Origin of the sequence: Cohnella algarum, assembly GCF_016937515.1 — a bacterium.
GTDB classification, from domain to species: Bacteria; Bacillota; Bacilli; order Paenibacillales; family Paenibacillaceae; genus Cohnella; species Cohnella algarum.
The window spans coordinates 3,619,814-3,638,440 of the sequence record NZ_JAFHKM010000002.1 but is presented as its reverse complement, the minus strand read 5'-3'; the positions used below and the strand labels follow the sequence as shown (position 1 = coordinate 3,638,440).

The window sequence follows — 18,627 nt, the reverse complement described above, 5'->3', positions numbered from 1 at the left end:
GCCGATATATAGAGGGGCTAACACTAATACTAGGAGCGAAGACATCATGAACGTCACCAAAAAAGAGAAATTTCATTGGAAAAGCGTATCTCTGAAAGTAAAGCTTCCTTTGTTTATCACCCTTCTCATCGTCATCGTGCTGCTGGGAACGAGCGTTTCGCTCTATTTTTCCGGATCGGCGGTCCTGACGAAGGAGGCCAAAGAAGAGATGGCCTCGAACGGGGATCGGATCGGAGAAGGCTTGTGGTCGGCCGTTCAACTGCAGGAGCAATCCATTTATTTGGCATCGGCCCATGACACGTACAACGAATTGCTGAATTACCGGAATTCCGGAAAAAGCGACGCCCAGTTTTTCTCCGCGGCAAATCCTTATCTCCAGCAAGCCATCGACACGCTGAAAACCAGCCTGCAAGGCACTTCCGGCATCGAATCGTTCAGCCTGATTGACGGCCGGGGCACCATCGTGGCAAGCTCGAACGACGGTTCGCTCCAGCTTGACCTGTCCGACCGCGAATACTTTCAACAGGCGATGGAAGGAAACCGCGTCATAAGCGACGCCCTGATCTCCCGGGGCACGAACAATTTGGTCGTGACGTTCGCCCAACCGGTGAAAGATCCGAACGATCGCGTGATGGGCGTGTTTATCGCCACCGTCAGCACCGACTTTTTTACCGATAAATTGAAAAACGTTAAAATTAACGAAGAAGGCTATGTGACGATCCTGAGCCGGTCCGGCATTACGCTCTATCATTCGATGGACCCGAGCCAGGAGGGAAAGCCGGTCGAGGGGGAAGGCATCGCGGAATTTTTGGCCGAGCGGGCATCCGGGAACATCATTCAGGGGATATCGATTCCGAAGATACCTACATACGTTTCACGAAAATTCCGAATGCGGATTGGGTCGTCGTCGTATCCGACACTTACGAAGATATCAATCGGCCGCTTGAGAGCATGCTTACCGGGGTCGTCGCTATTACGATCATTGCGCTCGTCGTGGCGATCGCGGCGGGCATTTTGCTCTCCCGTTACATGACGAAACCGCTCGTTCGATTGAACGGCTTGTTCGGCCGGCTTGCAAGCGGAGACTTGACGGTAAAGGCCGAGGGCAACTACGGCGGCGAATTCAAGGACCTGGCCGACAGCTTCAATCGAATGGCGGAGCAAAATAAAGCTCTCATTTCGAACATGAACCGTTCGATTCGGGTTTTGAACACCAGCACCTACGAATTGGATCAAACGGCCAAGCAAACGTCGACCTCCGCAATGGAGACGGCGAAAACAAGCACGGAAATCGCGAACGCGATGGAGTCGCAGGCGAAGGACACCGAGAAAATCGTCGATAAGTTTTCCGGATTCGGCGTCCGGTTCGGCTTCCTCTCGGAGCAGGCAAACGCTATTAAGGAGCGGGCCGAACAAATCGTGGACGTGTTCCACTCCGGCAACAAGGTGATGGAAGAACTGGCGGAAGCGAAGGACCGGAACGAGCAAGAAGTGCTGAAAATCAGCGAAATTACGAAAAACCTGCAGGAGAGCTCCCACAGCATCGGCTCCATCACCGAGGCGATCGCGGATATCGCGGGGCAGACGAATTTGCTGGCCTTGAACGCCTCGATCGAGGCTTCGAGAGCGGGCGAGCACGGACGCGGCTTCGCCGTCGTCGCGACGGAAATCCGCAAGCTGGCGGAGCAAAGCTCCCGGCAGTCGAACGAAATTCACGATATTATCCAGCAGAACATCTCTTTTGTCGCCCGAAACCATAATATCGTAAACGAAATCCGCGAATTGTCGAGCTTGCAGGATCGTTATGTGGAAGAGGCAAGGGAAGCGTTCCGCGCCATTTTCCAAAACGTCGGCGAAATTACGGAGCAAATCAAGGGGATGGCCGAAGAAGTCGCATCGATGTCGGGCGACAAGGACGACGTGCTCGGTTCCGTCCAGAGCTTGTCCGCTACCGGAGAAGAAGTTTCCGCCTCGGTGGAAGAAGTGACGGCGACGATGGAAGAGCAGTCCGCGATGGTGCAGCAGCTGGCCAGCATGGTCGAGACGATCGATTCCTTGACGAAGGAGCTGGCGGAAGCGGCGGGGAAATTCAAGACGGAGTGACGTCAAGCTGTCAAAAAACCACCCGCATCGGGTGGTTTTTTAACGTTTAAATGCCGGGCAGCAAACAAAGAATGTGATGCCGGATTGGCGCCGCCGGATTTCATTCAATGAAGAAGCGGCCCTTCTGCTCCCCCGTTGTCTTCGTTGGATTTCGTCCAATCAGGAGAGACCTATTCGCTTCCCACATCGTCTTTCGCTGGATTTTGTCCAATCAAGAGAGGCCTTTTTGATGATTCCGTCCGAAATTTGCGATCTTCGTTGGATAAAATCCACTGTAGACCGGAAATTTCTCATTTCTCGCCCCGGCGGTTGGATAAAATCCAACATAGGCTGACTCCAACATAGTCCAAATCCATCATCGGCCGAAACCATCATCGACCGAATCCAACCTAGGCCGACCCCAGCATCGCCTATCCTCGCCAAGTCTCCATCGCCGGGACGCCCGATTAAAACTCCATCAGGTTTTCGCGCAGCGTCTTGCCCGTATATTGTTCGCGGGCCAGCCCCCGCCGCTGCAGCACGGGGATGACGGTGTCGACGAACTCCCGCATATATTCTTGCTCATGCACGTTAACCCGGACGACGAAGCCGTCACCGCCGACCGTTTCCATGATGCGCTGCAGCTGGTCCGCCACTTGCTCCGGCGTGCCCGCGATCGAGCCTTTGTTGCCCGCGGCTTCTTCGATCGCGACCTGCCGCAGCGTCGGCCGGCGCCCGGCCGTGTAAAACCGGGACAGCGTCGTTTGCCCGCCCATAATGTCCTTTTCGTCGATCGGAGGAAGCGGTTCGTCGAGGTTGAATCGCGACAAATCGAAATTCATTCGGGACGAAAGCGCGGACAAGGCGGCATGGATGGCCGACTCGGGCGGGTTCCGAAGCGCCTCCAGCTTCCGGGCGACCAGCTCCTCGGTTTGTCCGATCACCGGCTTGACGATGAAAAACACCTTCAGCCGGTCCGGATCGCGCCCGAATTTGGCCGCGCGCGCTTTCATGTCGTCGTAATAAGCCTTCATGTCATCCAAATAGTGCATGCCGACGATGACGGCATCGGCCCATTTGGCGGCGAAGTCCTTGCCGCGCTGCGACGCGCCCGCCTGAATGATCGTCGGCCTGCCCTGCGGCGACGGCAGCACGTTCAGCGGCCCGCGGCTCTTGAAGTATCGGCCTTCGAAGCGGATCGGGCGCACTTTGGCCGGATCCGCGAAAATGCCCGTTTTGCGGTCCATCAAAACCGAATCCGGCTCCCAGCTGCTCCATAATTTAAAGCACAGCTCCATGTACTCTTCGGCAATGTCGTACCGTGCATCGTGCTCCGGCTGCTCGATGCCGAAGTTCAAAAACCCGGCCACGTTTCCGGTCGTGACGACGTTCCAGGCGACGCGGCCTTTGGACAGGTGGTCGAGCGACGCGGTCTGGCGCGCCAGCCCGTACGGCGGAGTCAGCATCGTCGAGACGGTCGTGCCGACGCCGAGATGCTTCGTCGCGGCCGCGACCATCGCGGCGAGCAGCGTGGAATCGTGATTGATGCCGTTCAAGCCGTATTTCACGTAAGGGTCGATCGAGTCCCCGAAGGAAGACGTGATGCCCAGATGGTCCGCGAACAGCGCGAAGTCGAACTTGCCCTTCTCGCTCAGCCGGCCCATCTTCTGATAGAGCTCCGGCTGCCGCCAGTCTCCCTCCGTCGCATCCGGGTTGTCCCACCCGATCGGACCGTATTCCGTGAACCAGCCGAAGTGTATTTTCTTCTTCATCTTTTCCACCTCTAGTTCGCTTCCGCCTCGCCTCGCCGTTCCAGCAGCGCCAGCAGCATTTTTCGCATCAAAATGCCCGGCTGGTCCGAAAGCATGTGGTTTTCCAGCTTTTTCGCCAGGTCGATCGAGACGTTGATTTCCGTCGTTTCCAGCACGTCCATGTCTTCGTCGACGACGTTTCGGTCGAAGGCGATAATGCTCGAGGCGGGAACATCCTCCTCGCGATCGTTCCGGTAGACGAACTGCACCAGTTGACAGGTGCCGTCGTCGATCGGCGTGGCGCACGTGACGATCGAGTGAATCAAGCCCGTCGGGTACGTAATGTTCGTCTGCCGGATGAACGGCATGAACCATTCGCTGAGCTGCTTGCGAACCGTTCTTTCCTCGTCCATGTTCAACGCCTTGACCTTCTGGTTCAATTTGTTGTGAACCGGAATTTCCATATAGGCTTCGAAGCCCCACTCCTTTTGGGAAATCGTCACCTTGGGCGGGATCGGGTTGTCGATGTCGCCGAACGTGTTTTTATGAACGAAGTTGACGTGCGCCACGTCGAACGAGTTTTCCATCAGGCGCAGGGCGGCGCAGTGGATCACTTCGTAAAACTCGTCCACTTTGCGGAAGCCCGGATCGTCCGAATACCGGAACGTCGGGATGTCCGTCAGGGGTTCCTCCAGCGCGACCCAAACGTAGCCGTACCGTTCCTCGCACCGGTAGCTTTGGATTTTGTACACCTTCGGCGGATCCTCCAGCTCCGATTGCGGAAACCAGGTGCATTTCCCGTCCCGATTGAACGTCCAGCCGTGATACGGGCAGACGATGCAGCCCTCGCGGAGCCAGCCCTTGGACAGCTTCGACGTGCGGTGGCAGCACCGGTCGATCGCCGCGGCCGGCTTGTTCTGCTCGTCCAGCCACAGCACGATGTTTTGTCCCACTAATTTGAACGATTGAGGACCGTTTCGAAGAGCTTCGATCGGCATTACCGGATAATAAAAGTGCCTGAGCGCCATTTGCTTTGTTTGCAGCACGGTTTTTTCCTCCTCTTGCAGCCGCTTGGGGATCGGCTTTCGTTATTCGGGCCAAATCAATCGTTCGCCGTCGTAAATCGCGGAAACGTACCGGCTGTCCGCCACCTGATCGACCGCCACGCTTTGCGCCAGCACGCCGGCATCGTTCAAAATGTCGATTTCCGCTTGCCATTGCTCGGGCGTAAACCAGCCAAGGCCTTGTCCCTCGTGCTTGTTGGATGCGGCGAGCTCCGTTTCCACCTTCAGACGGTTCGTTTCCACGGCCAGGTCGAAGTTGCCGCCCGACTTCGTTTCCAGCAATGCAATCGTTTCTTCCGGGTTGGCCAAAATCCATTCGTGCGCCTTCATGATCGCCCTCAGGAAATCTTCCGCGGCCGTCGGATGCTCGGCGGCGAAATCGCCGTTCGCGACCATGACCCCGAACGACGTGTTGATGCCGTAATCCTCCGGATACAGCAGCTTCACTTTGAAGCCCTGGCGCTCCATCGTCGCCGGCTCGTTCGATTTGAATACCGTAATGGCGTCCACGTCCGCCGTATTCAAAATGGTCGGGTCGAAGCCGACGGACACCTGCTTGATTTTGGAGGCGTCCGCGCCGCCGTTTTTGAACATCGCGAGGAAGTTGGCGCCCATCGCTCCTTTGTAGCCGACCGTTTTGCCTTCCAGGTCCTTGACGTCGTCGATTCCCGAATCCTCCAGCACCATCAGCGCGCCCAACCCGACCGGAGCCATCACGGAAATCCCCTTGATGTCGGCTCCGTTCGCCACCGCCTGAACGACGACGCTGCCCGAGCCGGCGTGGGCGAATTGCAGCTGCCCGGCGGCGAGCAGCTTCATCCCGTCGGCATCCAGCCCCGGCTGCACCTTCACGTCAAGCCCCAGCTCCTCGAAGTAGCCGAGCTCGTCCGCCACCCATGCGTTGACGTTCGCAAGGGAAGCCGAATAGTTGAAGCTGGTCATGAAGTTGATTTCGCCCGCTTCTTTGTTTGCCGCGATCCGCGCTTCCCAATCGATGCCGGCATTCCCGGCGGACGCCGATGCGGAAGCGGACGCTTCCGCGGAAGGCGAAGCGCCGGCGCTGCCGGACGGCGAAGCGGACGGAGACGCCGAACCCGCCGAATCCGAAGCGTTTCCGTTCCCTCCGCAAGCGGCCAGAACCGCCATCAAGACGCCGAGCGCAATGACTGCCCAAACCTTTTTGTTCGTTTTCATAACCCCAATCCTCTCCCCTGCTTTATCGTTTTGTTGCTCCGAGCCCTTCACTGTTCCGAGCTGTGCCAGTGCAAAAACCTGCGCTCGACGGCCTTCACGAGGCCGGTCAATACAATCCCCATCGCGGCGAGCAGCATAATGGCGGCGAACATCCGCTCCATCTGCATGTAGTTGCCCGACACCGTGATGACGTTGCCGAGCCCTTCGCTCGCGCCGTTCATTTCGCCGACGACCGCCCCGATGACGCTCATGCTCATGCACGTTCTGGCGGCGGAAAAAATGTACGGCAAGCTGTTCGGGAGGCGCAGCTTCAGGAAAATCTCGAATTTGCCGGCGTGCAGCGAGCGCAAATATTCGTAGTTGTTGTCGTCGATCGAACGGAAGCCCGTGATCGAATTGATCAGCATCGGGAAAAACGTGCAGATGGCGGAAATCAAAATTTTGGGGAGCGCTCCGAAGCCGAACCAGATAATGAACAGCGGAGCGATGGCCACGATCGGGGTAACGTTCGCCAAGACGGCGACCGGCAGCAGCGTCCGTTCCAGAAACCGGGACTGCGACATCAAGACGCCGCCGGCAAGCGCGACGCCCGTCCCGATCAAAAAGCCAAGAATCGCTTCATAAAACGTCAGCCAAATATGCGGCACGTAAAAGCCGAAGGAGCCGAACAATTCCGCGAAGATGCCGGAAGGCGCCGGCAAAATGATCATTTTGACGGAAAAAACGCGGACCGCCAGTTCCCATAAGGCGAACAGCGCGATAAACGTAACCATCGGCGTAAAAACGGTGTTCGCGGCTCCTTTCAGTCTGGAATCCCGCGAAACGGCGGCGTGCTTCTTCTCTGCCATGGCGTCTTCCCCCTTTGCGCCCGCCGTGAGAACCGGGCGGCTTTCCGCCTCCGATACGGTTTGACTCATCGCTCCATTACCACCTTTCGCGCAAGCTTTCCCGCAACCGCACGACATACCGGTAAAACTCGGGCGACTCGATGCCCGCCTCTCCCCGCGGCCGGGGCAAATCGATATCGACGACGCTCGTGATGCGGCCCGGCCGGCTGGACATGATGACGACCTTGTCCGAGAGATAGACCGCCTCCTGGATGTTGTGGGTAACGAAAATAACCGTCTTTTTGCGCTTCTCCCAAATTTGTACAAGCTGGTGCATGAGCACTTCCCTCGTAATTTCGTCCAGCGCGGAGAACGGTTCGTCCATGAGCAGGATCGGAGCTCCGGAAGCGAACGCCCGGGCGATCCCGACCCGCTGCTTCATCCCTCCCGACAACTCCTTCGGATAGGCGTGCAGGAAGTCCCCGAGCCCGACGGAGTTCAAAAGCTCGATCGGATCCCCTTTTTCCTCCGCGAGGTCCGTCTTGCTCCTGCGGTTGACTTCGAACGGGACGTTCATGTTCTGCAGCACCGTCCGCCACGGAAACAGCGCCGGCGCCTGCGGAACGAATCCGAATTGCTTGTCCGCCTGCATCTCGACGGGCGTCCGGCCGCCGACCGTGATGCCGCCCTCCTCGGCATTCATCAAGCCCCCGATAATCCGCAGCAGCGTCGATTTGCCGCAGCCGCTCGGACCGATAAAGCTCACGAACGAGCCTTGCTCGATGTCCAGATTCACATGGCTCAAAGCTTCGGTCCATTGCCCCCGGCGCACGAAACGTTTGCTCAAGTTCGAAACCGTAATGTACGACACCTTCGCCGCCTCCTTTTGACGAATGACGCAAGCTCCTTCATTTCATTCCCGCCAGCACCGCCGTCGATCGCGCGACGAAGCCGTAGCACTGCTTCACGTTGTAGATCGTCGCCTCTTCGCAAAACGCGGGCGAGCTCGTCGCGCTGCAATCCTCCAGCAAGACGGCGTCATAGCCGAGGCAAACCGCATCCTCGAGCGTAGCCATCACGCACTGATCCACGTTCACTCCCGCGAAAAACAGCGTCCGGACGTTCAAATTCCGCAGGATGCTGTCGAGGGGAGTGTCCCAAAAACCGCTCATCCGATACTTGTCCACGTAAATGTCCGTTTCCCGGGCGTCCAGCTCCGGGACGATGGCCGCTCCCCAGCTGTTTTTTTCCAGCACGGCCGCGCTTTTCGACGGAAGCCTCCCGCCCAGGCCGATGTCCTCCCCGCTCCGGTTGTAGACGTGCAGCACGGACGGGCTTAAATTGAGCCGGTCGGGCCGATTTCCCCAATTCAGCCATATGACGGGCACATCCGCATTGCGGAGCTCGGGAAGCAGCCGATTTAACCGTTCGACCGGACGGCGGGCGCCGGAAATATCCGCTCCGACATGATCCAGCCATCCCCCGGCCGCGCAAAAATCGTTTTGCATATCGATGACGACGATCGCCGATTGGGCCAAATCCATCGTCACCCGCTGCGGCTCCGCGTCGAACGCGACGATGCGCTCGGGCGGCGGCAGCCTTTGCAAATTCACGTGATCCTTGCTCACTTGCCAGCTGTTGCGGGGATTGCCCAGCGCTCGCATCCTATCCCTCCCGCCCGTCGATCTTGTTGTCGTAAGACGGCTCATGCCGCGTTTTCGGGAGAACCCGGCCGATTTCGAATCGGCTGATCTCCAGCATCGCCTTGGCCAGTTCGGCAGCGCCCCGCTCCAGCATGATTTTCCCTTTTTCCGCGGTCGCTTTCGTCGCGTCTCCCGCGACCCCGCTGTGCGAAATGTCGCTCATCGCCCAGGCGAACCGGATTTTCCCTTCCATCGTCAAAAATTCAAGCTGCGACACGTCCGGCATTTCGGACACGCCAAGCTCTTCCCGAACCCAGTCCGGCTTGATCGCCAGCACCATCGACGTCTCGATGTCTCCCCCGTGAATGCCGTATTCCAGCTCCTCTTCCGTCACGAGGCCGCTCGTTGTGTCCAGGCTGTGCGGGTTGACGTAAAACACCATCAGCCCGGTCGCGACGCGAATTTCCCGCGCGGCGACGTTCAGCAAGTCCGCGTTTCCGCCGTGCGTATTGAACAGCAGCAGCCGGCGGAAGCCGCTTCTTTTCAAACTGGCTCCGATGTCGGACAAAACGCCGAGCAGCGTGTTCGAGGACAGCGAGATCGTGCCGGCGTAATCCAGATGTTCGTTGCTCTTTCCGTAAGAAACCGGAGGCAGCAGCCAGACGTTCGAATGATCGGGCAGCCGCTCCATCGTTTGCGTGAGCAGCGCCTCGCCGATGAGCGAGTCGGTCATGACCGGCAGATGCCAGCCGTGCTGCTCGACGGCGCCGACCGGCAGGACGACGAGCGCGTCTTCCTTCGGAAGCTCCTTGATCTGCAAGGAGGACAGCCGGGGCAAAAAACGTTCCTCCCAAGCTTTGCCTTCATATCTGAACATGCCTTCGTCCCTCCCGCTTTTAATGGAACTATAGTTAACATTGATTGAATACAAATTTAGAATTAATATAGATTTGAGTCAATTAACATCACACTATTTTGTAAAAATGAAGAATTTGACCTCGTTTCGTTGTATCAAAAAACATTATTACATCACATGAATATAACGCAAACGCCAGGAGGTTGACATGAACTTAACGGTCGAGGAGGCTTTAACCGTCTTTCCGTTCTCGAAAGCCAGGCTGGTCGCCGGGGAAAAGGGAAAATCGCGCAAAATCAAAGCCGTCAATACGATGGATGCGCCCGACGTCGTCAACTGGATCCGGGCCGGCGAGCTGCTGTTGACGACCGCTTACGCGATCAAGGACTCGCCGGACGAGCTGCTGCAATTATTGCAAAAAATGAACGAGCGCGGGGCGGCGGGGATCGGCCTTAAGCTGGGGAGGTACTGGTCGCAAATTCCCCAGGTCGTGCTCGACGAGGCGAACCGGCTTCATTTTCCCGTGTTGGAGCTTCCCTTTGAATTCGCATTTTCCGATCAGATGGACGCCCTGTTCCAGGCCGAATTCGAAAAAAGCACGAAAAAGCTCCACGATGCGCTGGAAAAACAGATGCGGCTCGTCCGCTTTACGCTGCAAACCGAAGACTTCTCGAACCCTTTCCGGACGATCGCCGACATCCTGGCGCACGCTATCGTCGTGTTCAACGCCCGGGGGCAAATGTTATTCAACGGCAGCGATTGGCCCGAGGCCGAATGGACCCGACAGTGGCCGTGGGCGCCCAAATACGAAAAAGGCCGGACCGCGTTCGGCTGGTTTTGCCGGATTCCGCTGATGAAGGAAGGCGAGTGCTACGGCTTCCTGATCGTCATTCCGGAAACGGGGCCGATCCATCCGGATGAGGAAGGGCTGTACCATCAGGCCGCGGAAGTGCTTTGCTATCATATGGACAAGTTCCGGGACGGCCGGCATACGATGGCCGGCTATCGATGGAGTCTCGCTGCGGAGCGTTATTTGCAGGGGCGGCTGTCCAAAGAAAGCTTCGTCGAACAGGCGAAAACGCTTGGCTCCCCGCTGCTGTCGGGCCCGTTCGTCGCGGCGCTGGCCGTCCCCGCCTCGGCCATCGAACCGGCGCAAGATTCGCCGCCGTCCGTACAGGAGTCGCTTCGGGACATCCGCCGGGAAATCGGCTATCATCCGATTTTGGGCGCGTGGGAATCGCATATTGTCGAAATCGGGGACGGGGTGCTGTTTCTCTTCAAAGCGCTGGAGCAGCCGGCGGAAAACGGAAACGAATCGTTCGTCAGGCTGTTGACCGAATGCCTGAACGAAGCGCTGGGTTCGCCGGAGGACGCAAAGGCGCGATGCTATGTGAGCAAAGTCAAGCGGGAAATAACCGAGATTGCGGACGCTTACGAGGAATGCAGGGAGGCGAGGAGGCTCGGTCGGTATTTTGGCGTCGGCGGCGCCGTCGTTTTATTTTCGGACCTGGAATTTACGTATTTGTTTTCCCACATTCCGGACGAAGCGATGAAAAAGTATTGCCGGCATCTGCTGCGCCCCCTGACGAAGAAGGACGATGAATATATTGCCGATTTTTATGCGACGCTGGAAGCTTTTTTCGCGAGCGAGGGACAGATCGGCGAGGCGGCCAAGCAGCTGTTCGTGCACCGGAATACGCTACAGTACCGGCTGGACAAAATCGGCGAGCTGCTCGGCCTCGATTTCAAGAAGGTGAGCGACCTGCTGAAGCTGAAGCTCATGCTCATGTTCAAGCACTTGCTCGCGTCCGACCAAAACGGAGCGAAAGGCGCGGCCGGTTCCCGTTCCGCGCAAAAGCGCTCTTGACGGGGGCGTTAGTCGAACCATCCTGGGCCCATTTCGGCCTCGCTCAAACGAAACAACGGCCTCCTCGGGCCGTTATTTGTTCAATGAGCAGAATTTTTCGCGAATAACGGCCCTTTACACTCACGATTGCAAGGGAACCGACCGGCGCTGCCCGTAGCTCGTCTCCGCCGCCTGCAGGAAGGAAACGACTTCCAGCATTTCGCCGTACGGAATCGGGGCGGTTTTTTTCTCGAAAAAAACCATCGCCTGTTGCAACAAACTCGCATAGAAGGGTGTCTTTCCGTCCGCGATTCGAATCGCAATCGTCTCCGAATCGGTCACGATCTCCGCTTCGAACGGCTGCCCGGGATCGTGCCTGGCGATGACTTTTCCGATGACCTCATTCTCCCAGTATCCGGTCAGAATGTCCTCCCCTCGGCTGCGTCCACCTGCACCTCTTTGCAGCCTTGGCCGAGAATGCGATACAGCATTTCGGCGCCATGAATGCCGTACCAGAAATAACGGGATTGGGTAGGCTCGATAGGAAGCGGGCACATGACGGTCGCTTTCTTGATCGTCGACCGGTCGATTCGGGCCAGCCCCTCTTCAAGCTTGACCGCATAGCGCAAGGCGGAGCCGCTCATGACCGGCGTTTCGTAGTCCCAGGCAAGCTCGACGATTTGTCGGGCATCCCGGAGCGTGATCCCCAACGATTTGTCGATGAAGACGGGCTTCCGCGCCGGGGCCGCTTGCCGGAATTGCTCCAACCGAACGCGCCCGTCGGCCGATTCCAATAAAAGGGCGTCGCAATCGTTGACGACCGACTGGATGTCGTCCGTCAGTTCCACGCCGTATTCCCGCAGCTCCCGGCAAAACCGCTCCGCCCTGGAATAGCTGAGCTCGAAATCGGGCGAACTGGATTTGTACGCCTTCGTGACTTTGCCGCCGGGCACGTAATAAGGGTCGGCCGCATCGTTCAACAGCTTCGTAAACGCAACGGCGTGAGAAGAGTCGGTGCCGATGATGCCGATCCGCAGCTTCTCCATCTTCGATCATCTCCCGTCTTTTTCCGAAGTTTGCAAATGCTTCAGCCGCTCCGCCGCGATCGCGGCCAAAATCGCCGAACCGATCGGCAAGCAGTCCTCGTTCAATCGGTATTTCGGATGATGCAGGCCGTACGCCCGCTCGGCATGCTCCTTCGGTCCCGAGCCGAGCCAAAAAAAGCATCCGGGGACATGGCGCAAATATACCGAGAAGTCCTCGCCGGCCAGCGTCGGCGCGGCTTCGATCCGCCCGGCTTTTCCGATCGTCCGGTCGATCGTCTCGTTGACGAACGCCATCGGCTCGTCGTGATTTTCCAGCACCGGCACTTGCTCGATATAGCGAAGCGAAGCCTTGCAGCGATAGCCTTCCGCGATTTGCCCGGCAATGCGTTCGATCCGTTCTTTCATCGTCGCTTGGACCTTTTTGCCGAACGTGCGCACCGTCCCCGTCAACACGGCGGTATCGGGAATGACATTGTTGGCCATGCCGGCATGAAGGCTTCCGATTGTCACGACGACCGGATCGAAAGGCGACACTTCCCGGCTGATGATCGACTGCAAGGACATGACGATCGCGGAAGCGCAAACGACGGGGTCGATTCCTTCGTTCGGAATCGCGCCGTGCGCGCCCCTGCCCTGAATATGAAGCTCGATGCGGTCCACCGATCCCATCATCGGCCCGTGACAAGTCGCCAGCTTGCCGGCGGATAACGTCGGAAGATTGTGCAGGCCGTAAATTTCGGACACGCCCGCAAGCGCCCCGTCCTCGATCATGGCCTTCGCCCCGGCGTTGATTTCCTCGGCGGATTGAAACAGAAAGCGGACGGTTCCCGGGAACGGCTGCTCCTTCAGCAGCTTCATGGCGCCAAGCAGCATGGCCGTATGCGCGTCATGCCCGCAGGCGTGCATGACGCCGGGCTTTGCGGAAGCAAACGGCACGTCCGCTTCTTCCTGGATCGGCAACGCGTCCATATCCGCCCGCAGGGCGACGATCGGTCCGTCCCGCTCTCCTTTCAAATCGGCGACGATCCCGTGCCCGCCGACGTTCGTTCGATAGGAAACGTTCAAACGTTCGATTTCGCTCGCGACTTTTCGCGCGGTTTCTTTTTCCTCGAAGCTTAATTCCGGATGGGCGTGCAAATCGCGGCGAAAAGCGACGATTTCGGCTTCCAGCCGCCGCGCCCGCTCAAGCAAACGATTCATGACGGGTTCGCTCCTTCTTCCGACAGCCATTGCTTCATCATTTTTTTGCCGGTCGGGGTTTGGGCCAGCCCGCCCTTCGCGGTCTCGCGATATTGATCGGGCATCGACAAGCCGACCTGCAGCATGACGCCGATCACTTCATCCGAAGGAATCGCGCTGCGCACGCCGGCCAACGCCATGTCCGCGGCCGCCAGCGCCGTTACGGCGCCGAAGCCGTTGCGCACGATGCAAGGAATTTCGACCAGCCCGGCAACCGGATCGCAGATGAGGCCGAGGCTGTTTTTCAATGCCAGGCCGACGGCGTGCATCGCCTGCTCGGCCGTTCCGCCTCTCAGTTCCGTCAACGCTCCCGCGGCCATCCCGATCGCGGAGCCGACCTCCGCCTGGCAGCCCCCTTCCGCTCCGGAAACAAAGGAAGAGTTCGCGACGACATAGCCGATGGCGCCGGCGGCAAACAGGCCGTTGACCATATGTTCGTCGCTCCAGCCGAAGCGCTCCTGGGAGCTGACGAACACGCCGGGAATAATGCCGCATGAGCCCGCCGTCGGCGTCGCGATGATTCTTCCCATGGAGGCGTTCACTTCGGAAACGGACAAAGCGTACGCCAACGCGCGGCAGGCTTCCGTATCCAACGAGGACGTCCCCGCATTCATGTATTGGTAGACCCGCTTCGCGTCTCCGCCCGTCAACCCGCTGCGCGAACGAATGTCCTCGGAAATGCCTTTATGCACGGCTTCCTTCATGATGCCGTAGTAATCCGTCATCTGCCCGACAATCCGTTCCCGCGGCTGATCGGATTCCCGGGCCTGCTCCCTGATCATCAGTTCCGCGATCGTCAGCTGTTCCTTCGCGCAAATTTCAATGATGCCTTGCAAGGAATTAAATCTCATCGGCAGGCTCACCTTCCGCTAGATGAATGAAATGGACGGCTTGGACGTAGGGCAATTGGCGCAAATGAGGAACGACCGCGCGGGCGTCGGCGTCGTCGATTTCGATCGCCGTCAACACTTCGCCGCTTCTCGTTTTTCTCTCGACCTTCATGTATCCGATATTAATATGGTATTGCTGCAAAATATGGGTCATGAGCGCGATCATGCCGGTGCGGTCTTCGTGAAAAATAAGGAGAGTGGGGTAGGCCGCCGAAAACTTGATTTCGAATTCGTTAATTCGCACGATTTCGATATTTCCGCCGCCGATCGAACAGCCGATCACTTCCAGGCGGCTTTCCCCCGATTGCATGACGATTTTCGCCGTATTCGGATGGACGTTCGGCAAAGCTTGCGTCATCGGATGAAAGCGAACCTGCAACCTTTCCCGCTCGGCGATGGACAGCGCATCGCGAATTCGCTCATCGTCGGTGGCAAAATCGAGCAGGCCCGCAACCAGAGCGACGTCCGTGCCATGTCCCCGGTACGTCTCGGCGAAGGAGCCGTACAAATAGATGTCCGCCCGATCGGGCAGAGCCCCGCGAGCTTGCGGGCGACTCTTCCGATGCGCGCCGCCCCTGCCGTATGGGAGCTGGAGGGGCCGATCATGGACGGACCGATAATGGAAAAAACGTCTTTAAACCTCATCGCGATCGTCCCCTTGCCTAAGCGGCGCTAGTCCGCCAGCCATTCCGCCAGATGGGCTTTTACGAAATCGTCGTCGTTCAAATGAGGATACTGTTCGTACACGCGGGTAATCTCGTCGGCCTGGCCTTCCGACAACGTTTCGTCCGGGTTCAGGCACCACGTCCCTTGAAGCAGGCCTTGACGGCGAAGAACTTCGTGGATGCCCGGGATGCACCCTTCGAAATGATGCGCCGGATCGAAAAACGCGGCATTGCAATCGGTAACTTGAATGTTGCGCGTCAGCCATTCTTTTGCGATCCGTTCGGACTTGCGGGCTTCCTTGATCTCCTCGAGCATTTCGACCGCTTTCTGCGTCCATACGGCCCAATGGCCCAGCAAGCCCCCGATGACCGGCTTTTCCACGACTTCGCCGCCGACTTCGAACCGGTACGTCGTCAGGAGATCGTTCACGATATTGTCGTCGTTGCCGGTGTACAAGGCAATTTCGTCGCGGCGGCTCGAACCGCATACGGCGCGGGCGACGTCGAGCGACTGATACCGGTTGAACGGCGCCATTTTTATCGCGACGACGTTGTCGATTTCGGCGAATTTGCTCCAGAAATCATAGGTGAAGATTCGTCCGCCGACCGACGGCTGCAGGTAGAAACCGATCACCGGCATCCGGGCGGCAACGGCTTTCGTGCGCTCGAGCAAATCCGCTTCGCTGTAATCCTTCAAGCCGCCCATGCTGAGCAATCCGGCATCGTAGCCGTATTTTAAAGCAACCTCGACTTCTTTCAAGGCCTGCTCCGTCGGCCCGCAAATTCCCGCCACCTTCAGGAATGGACGATCGAGCTTCGCCCGATCGACTTCTTCGGCGGCAAGCTGCAGCACTTTCTCGAACAGGTTGTGCTTCGGATCGCGGATTTCGAATTGCGTGGAGTGAACGGCCACGGCTACGCCGCCGGCGCCGGATGCCATATAGTAACGCGTCAAGGCGCGCTGGTGCTTTTCGTCCAATCGGCGGTCCGCGTTAAGCGCAAGAGGATGCGCGGGAATGACAATTCCGTCGTGCAAAGCTTCGAGTTTGCTTCGTTCCAGCTTCATCAGAATTTCCCCTTTCGTTCCTGGAAGTGGGTCGGCTTGTTCCAGGTCGAACCGCCGCTTTGCACCCATTCCGCCGTCCAATCGATCATCTGCAGCAGGCTCACTTTCGGGTATCCGAACGCTTGATGGGATTTCGAAGCGTTGTTCAGCAGCGCCACTTCGGCTTCGGCGCCTTCGAAGACGGCCTCTTTGCCGAAACGGGCGGCAAACTGGTTGGCGGCCCAACGAATCGACAGCGTTTCCGGCCCGGTAATGTTCATGATCGTCGGCGGCGCGCTGCATAACGTCAGGCAGCGAAGCGCCATCGAGTTGGCGTCGCCTTGCCAGATGACGTTGGCGTAGCCCGTCGTCAAGTCGATCGCCCGGCCTTCGTTCACGGCTTTCGCGATTTCCAGCAAGACGCCGTAGCGCATATCGATCGCATAGTTCAGGCGATACATCGTCATCGGGGTGCTGTTCTTATGGGAGTGATATTCGAAAATCCGTTCGCGGCCCAGCGTCGATTGCGCATATTCGCCGATCGGCTCGGGAGCGACGGATTCGTCCGCGCCGCCGCTGCGCACCGGCATGAACGGATAAATATTGCCGGAGGAAAACACGACGATGCGGGAGTCCTTGTATTTTTCGGCTACCCGCCCCGGCAAGTAGGCGTTCATCGCCCAAGTGAAATGCTCGCGGCCGGTCGTGCCGAATTTGTTGCCCGCCATGTAGATCATGTTGTCCGCGTGCGGCAAAGCCTGAAGCGCGGCGTCGTCGAGCAGGTCGCAGGAAATCGTTTCTACGCCGACGTCCGCAAGCTCCTGTCTCGCCTCCGGATTGGAAAACCGGGACACCCCGATCACTTTTTTGTTCAGGCCGCCTTCGCGAATCGCGTTCACCGCAAGCCCCGCGAGGGTCGGACCCATTTTCCCTCCGACGCCCAGCAGCATAATGTCGCCGTCTATTTTGGCTAAATCCTGGATCAGTTCCTCCGTCGGCCGCGTCAAAACCGCAAGCAATTGCTCGACTGTATTCATCGAACGAGCTCCCTTCCCTTGTCGAATTACTTTCATTCTACCGGCAACAAGGATTAAAAGACAGGACGATTAATTGTCTTTAAAACAACAAAAGACGGACCGAAGTCCGCCTTTCGCTTCTAAAATGATTTCCCTTCCAAAAAGCTGAACCGGTACAGCTGGCGCGGACGGCCCTTCGGCACTTTCTCCATGCCGGAGATGTCGACCAGGCCGTGATCGATCCACAGCAGCAGCAAGCGATGCGCGCTTCGCACCGTAATGTTGAGCATCGCCGCCAATTCATGCACATGAAATTCGTATTTTTCATGCTTCGTCGTATAGGCGACCAGCTTGCTCAAGTAGCTGCTGGTCATCCCCGCTTCTTCCGCTTTTTTCACGAGCGCGTAATCGAGCGGGGCAAGGGTCGCCTTGACGGGGTCGGCCATTTCCAACGGGCCGATCATGCTTTTGTCTTCGCGCACGATAAAGCACGCATTGCCGCCCGCTTCCTTCGCCTTGCGCAGCGCCTCGCGCGCGTTCGTTCCCGCTTCGTTGGCCGTCATGCCGAAGCCGACGCCGAAGCTCAAGCTGACATTGAAGCTTTGCTTGGCGTCCTTCGCGAGCGGAATCGTTTTGTAGCCGCCCGTTTCCCGCTCGAACACGCCCCGCGTCGTGAAAAACAAATATTCGTCTCCGCCCAGATAGGTCAAGTAGCCGTCGAGCGATTCGACGTAGCTGAGCACCATTCGCTGAATATCCAGCTTCATCAATTGCACTTCATGCTCGCTCGGCCGCTTCATCACGAGCTTGTGAAACTCGTCGACGTTGAGGATCCCGACGACGATCTGCGCTTCCTTGTTGCGCCGCGATTCCGTCGACAATAACGCGCGCTCGAGCGTGACGATAATATCCTGGTCCGAAGGCGCCATCCAATGATTCGGCACCCCGAGCTGCGCCAATTGCCTGGCGACGGCCTGCACCCCCGTCAGCGCGAGCGAACTTTTCCCGGCGGCATGCTGCTCTTGGTGGAACTGCGCCAGCTTCTCCGCGGAAGCATAAGAGGGACCGTTATAGACGGCAAATTCCAAATCCGAAATGCCAAGCTCCCGAGCCGCCCTCTTCACGTTCACTTTGGTCAGGGAATCCACCGAAATGCCGCGCGACAGTTTGCCGGCATGCGCTCCGTAAAATAAAGCTTTGTACAAGCCGGCTTCGGTGATCGGAACGTAGTGAACCGGAATCGGCAGCTTGAGGCGGTCTTTGACCTTTTTGCTTGTCAGCGGACCGGACAGCAGCAGCACTTCCGCGTCCGCGCTCGCGCGTTCCGCGATCGGCAAAATATCCTGTTCGTGCTCGACAAGGTAAAACGCGGGCAAAAACGTAGGAAACGTTTTGATCACTTGCTTGATTTGCTCCACGATCTCCAACGTTCCGATAATTCCGATTTTAATGACCATAACGAC

General features: G+C 58.0%; 17 protein-coding genes and 1 pseudogene. 3 read left to right on the top strand and 15 right to left on the bottom strand.

Annotated features, from left to right (window positions below):
- The first annotated feature begins 46 nt into the window (after window positions 1–46).
- A complete protein-coding gene (locus tag JW799_RS28770; protein ID WP_240353315.1) occupies window positions 47–1,033 on the top strand; it encodes a cache domain-containing protein in 987 nt (328 codons plus the stop codon).
- The gene (locus JW799_RS28765; RefSeq protein WP_240353314.1) at window positions 952–2,103 is read left to right on the top strand and encodes a methyl-accepting chemotaxis protein; all 1,152 of its coding nucleotides are present in this window, start codon (window positions 952–954) and stop codon (window positions 2,101–2,103) included. Before JW799_RS28770 ends, JW799_RS28765 begins: the two co-directional genes overlap by 82 nt.
- Before the next feature lie 446 nt (window positions 2,104–2,549).
- Here JW799_RS28765 and JW799_RS16265 read toward each other — a convergent pair whose 3' ends face one another.
- Genes JW799_RS16265 through JW799_RS16235 form a run of 7 tightly spaced genes read right to left on the bottom strand, consistent with a single transcriptional unit; the run spans window position 2,550 to window position 9,438 of the window.
- Window positions 2,550–3,854, bottom strand: coding sequence for an NtaA/DmoA family FMN-dependent monooxygenase (locus JW799_RS16265; RefSeq protein WP_205430674.1), 1,305 nt, complete (start codon window positions 3,852–3,854; stop codon window positions 2,550–2,552).
- An 11-nt stretch (window positions 3,855–3,865) separates the two neighbouring features.
- Window positions 3,866–4,879: a Rieske 2Fe-2S domain-containing protein gene (locus tag JW799_RS16260; protein WP_205430673.1), complete on the bottom strand. Its 1,014-nt coding sequence runs from the start codon at window positions 4,877–4,879 to the stop codon at window positions 3,866–3,868.
- 42 nt (window positions 4,880–4,921) lie between these two features.
- Window positions 4,922–6,091, bottom strand: a complete 1,170-nt coding sequence (locus JW799_RS16255) for an ABC transporter substrate-binding protein (protein WP_205430672.1) — start codon at window positions 6,089–6,091, stop codon at window positions 4,922–4,924.
- A 47-nt stretch (window positions 6,092–6,138) separates the two neighbouring features.
- Window positions 6,139–7,008, bottom strand: coding sequence for an ABC transporter permease (locus JW799_RS16250; RefSeq protein ID WP_176220694.1), 870 nt, complete (start codon window positions 7,006–7,008; stop codon window positions 6,139–6,141).
- Window positions 7,009–7,015: 7 nt separating this feature from the next.
- The gene (locus JW799_RS16245) at window positions 7,016–7,789 is read right to left on the bottom strand and encodes an ABC transporter ATP-binding protein (protein WP_080834257.1); all 774 of its coding nucleotides are present in this window, start codon (window positions 7,787–7,789) and stop codon (window positions 7,016–7,018) included.
- A 37-nt stretch (window positions 7,790–7,826) separates the two neighbouring features.
- On the bottom strand, window positions 7,827–8,582 hold the full coding sequence (locus JW799_RS16240) for a cysteine hydrolase family protein (RefSeq protein ID WP_205430671.1): 756 nt from the start codon (window positions 8,580–8,582) through the stop codon (window positions 7,827–7,829).
- 1 nt (window position 8,583) lies between these two features.
- Window positions 8,584–9,438, bottom strand: a complete 855-nt coding sequence (locus JW799_RS16235) for a creatininase family protein (RefSeq protein ID WP_205430670.1) — start codon at window positions 9,436–9,438, stop codon at window positions 8,584–8,586.
- 187 nt (window positions 9,439–9,625) lie between these two features.
- Between JW799_RS16235 and JW799_RS16230 the strand changes: the two genes are divergently transcribed.
- The gene (locus tag JW799_RS16230) at window positions 9,626–11,284 is read left to right on the top strand and encodes a PucR family transcriptional regulator (protein WP_205430669.1); all 1,659 of its coding nucleotides are present in this window, start codon (window positions 9,626–9,628) and stop codon (window positions 11,282–11,284) included.
- 120 nt (window positions 11,285–11,404) lie between these two features.
- Here JW799_RS16230 and JW799_RS16225 read toward each other — a convergent pair whose 3' ends face one another.
- From JW799_RS16225 to JW799_RS16190, 8 genes and pseudogenes are all read right to left on the bottom strand, one after another.
- A complete protein-coding gene (locus tag JW799_RS16225) occupies window positions 11,405–11,605 on the bottom strand; it encodes a hypothetical protein (RefSeq protein ID WP_205430667.1) in 201 nt (66 codons plus the stop codon).
- A 77-nt stretch (window positions 11,606–11,682) separates the two neighbouring features.
- Window positions 11,683–12,309: a Gfo/Idh/MocA family oxidoreductase gene (locus JW799_RS16220; RefSeq protein WP_205430665.1), complete on the bottom strand. Its 627-nt coding sequence runs from the start codon at window positions 12,307–12,309 to the stop codon at window positions 11,683–11,685.
- Between the two features lie 6 nt (window positions 12,310–12,315).
- The gene (locus JW799_RS16215; RefSeq protein ID WP_205430663.1) at window positions 12,316–13,509 is read right to left on the bottom strand and encodes a M20 metallopeptidase family protein; all 1,194 of its coding nucleotides are present in this window, start codon (window positions 13,507–13,509) and stop codon (window positions 12,316–12,318) included.
- Window positions 13,506–14,399 carry an L-serine ammonia-lyase, iron-sulfur-dependent, subunit alpha gene (sdaAA, locus tag JW799_RS16210; protein ID WP_205430662.1) on the bottom strand — a complete coding sequence of 298 codons (894 nt, stop codon included), beginning with the start codon at window positions 14,397–14,399 and terminating at the stop codon, window positions 13,506–13,508. Before sdaAA ends, JW799_RS16215 begins: the two co-directional genes overlap by 4 nt.
- Window positions 14,389–15,083, bottom strand: a pseudogene (sdaAB, locus tag JW799_RS16205) (L-serine ammonia-lyase, iron-sulfur-dependent subunit beta). The gene sdaAA and the pseudogene sdaAB overlap by 11 nt, the downstream one beginning before the upstream one ends.
- Before the next feature lie 27 nt (window positions 15,084–15,110).
- On the bottom strand, window positions 15,111–16,169 hold the full coding sequence (locus JW799_RS16200; protein ID WP_080834271.1) for a dihydrodipicolinate synthase family protein: 1,059 nt from the start codon (window positions 16,167–16,169) through the stop codon (window positions 15,111–15,113).
- On the bottom strand, window positions 16,169–17,185 hold the full coding sequence (locus JW799_RS16195; protein WP_205430661.1) for an NAD-dependent epimerase/dehydratase family protein: 1,017 nt from the start codon (window positions 17,183–17,185) through the stop codon (window positions 16,169–16,171). The genes JW799_RS16200 and JW799_RS16195 overlap by 1 nt, the downstream gene beginning before the upstream one ends.
- A gap of 119 nt (window positions 17,186–17,304) precedes the next feature.
- Window positions 17,305–18,621, bottom strand: a complete 1,317-nt coding sequence (locus JW799_RS16190; protein WP_205430660.1) for a GGDEF domain-containing protein — start codon at window positions 18,619–18,621, stop codon at window positions 17,305–17,307.
- Window positions 18,622–18,627 lie beyond the last annotated feature (6 nt).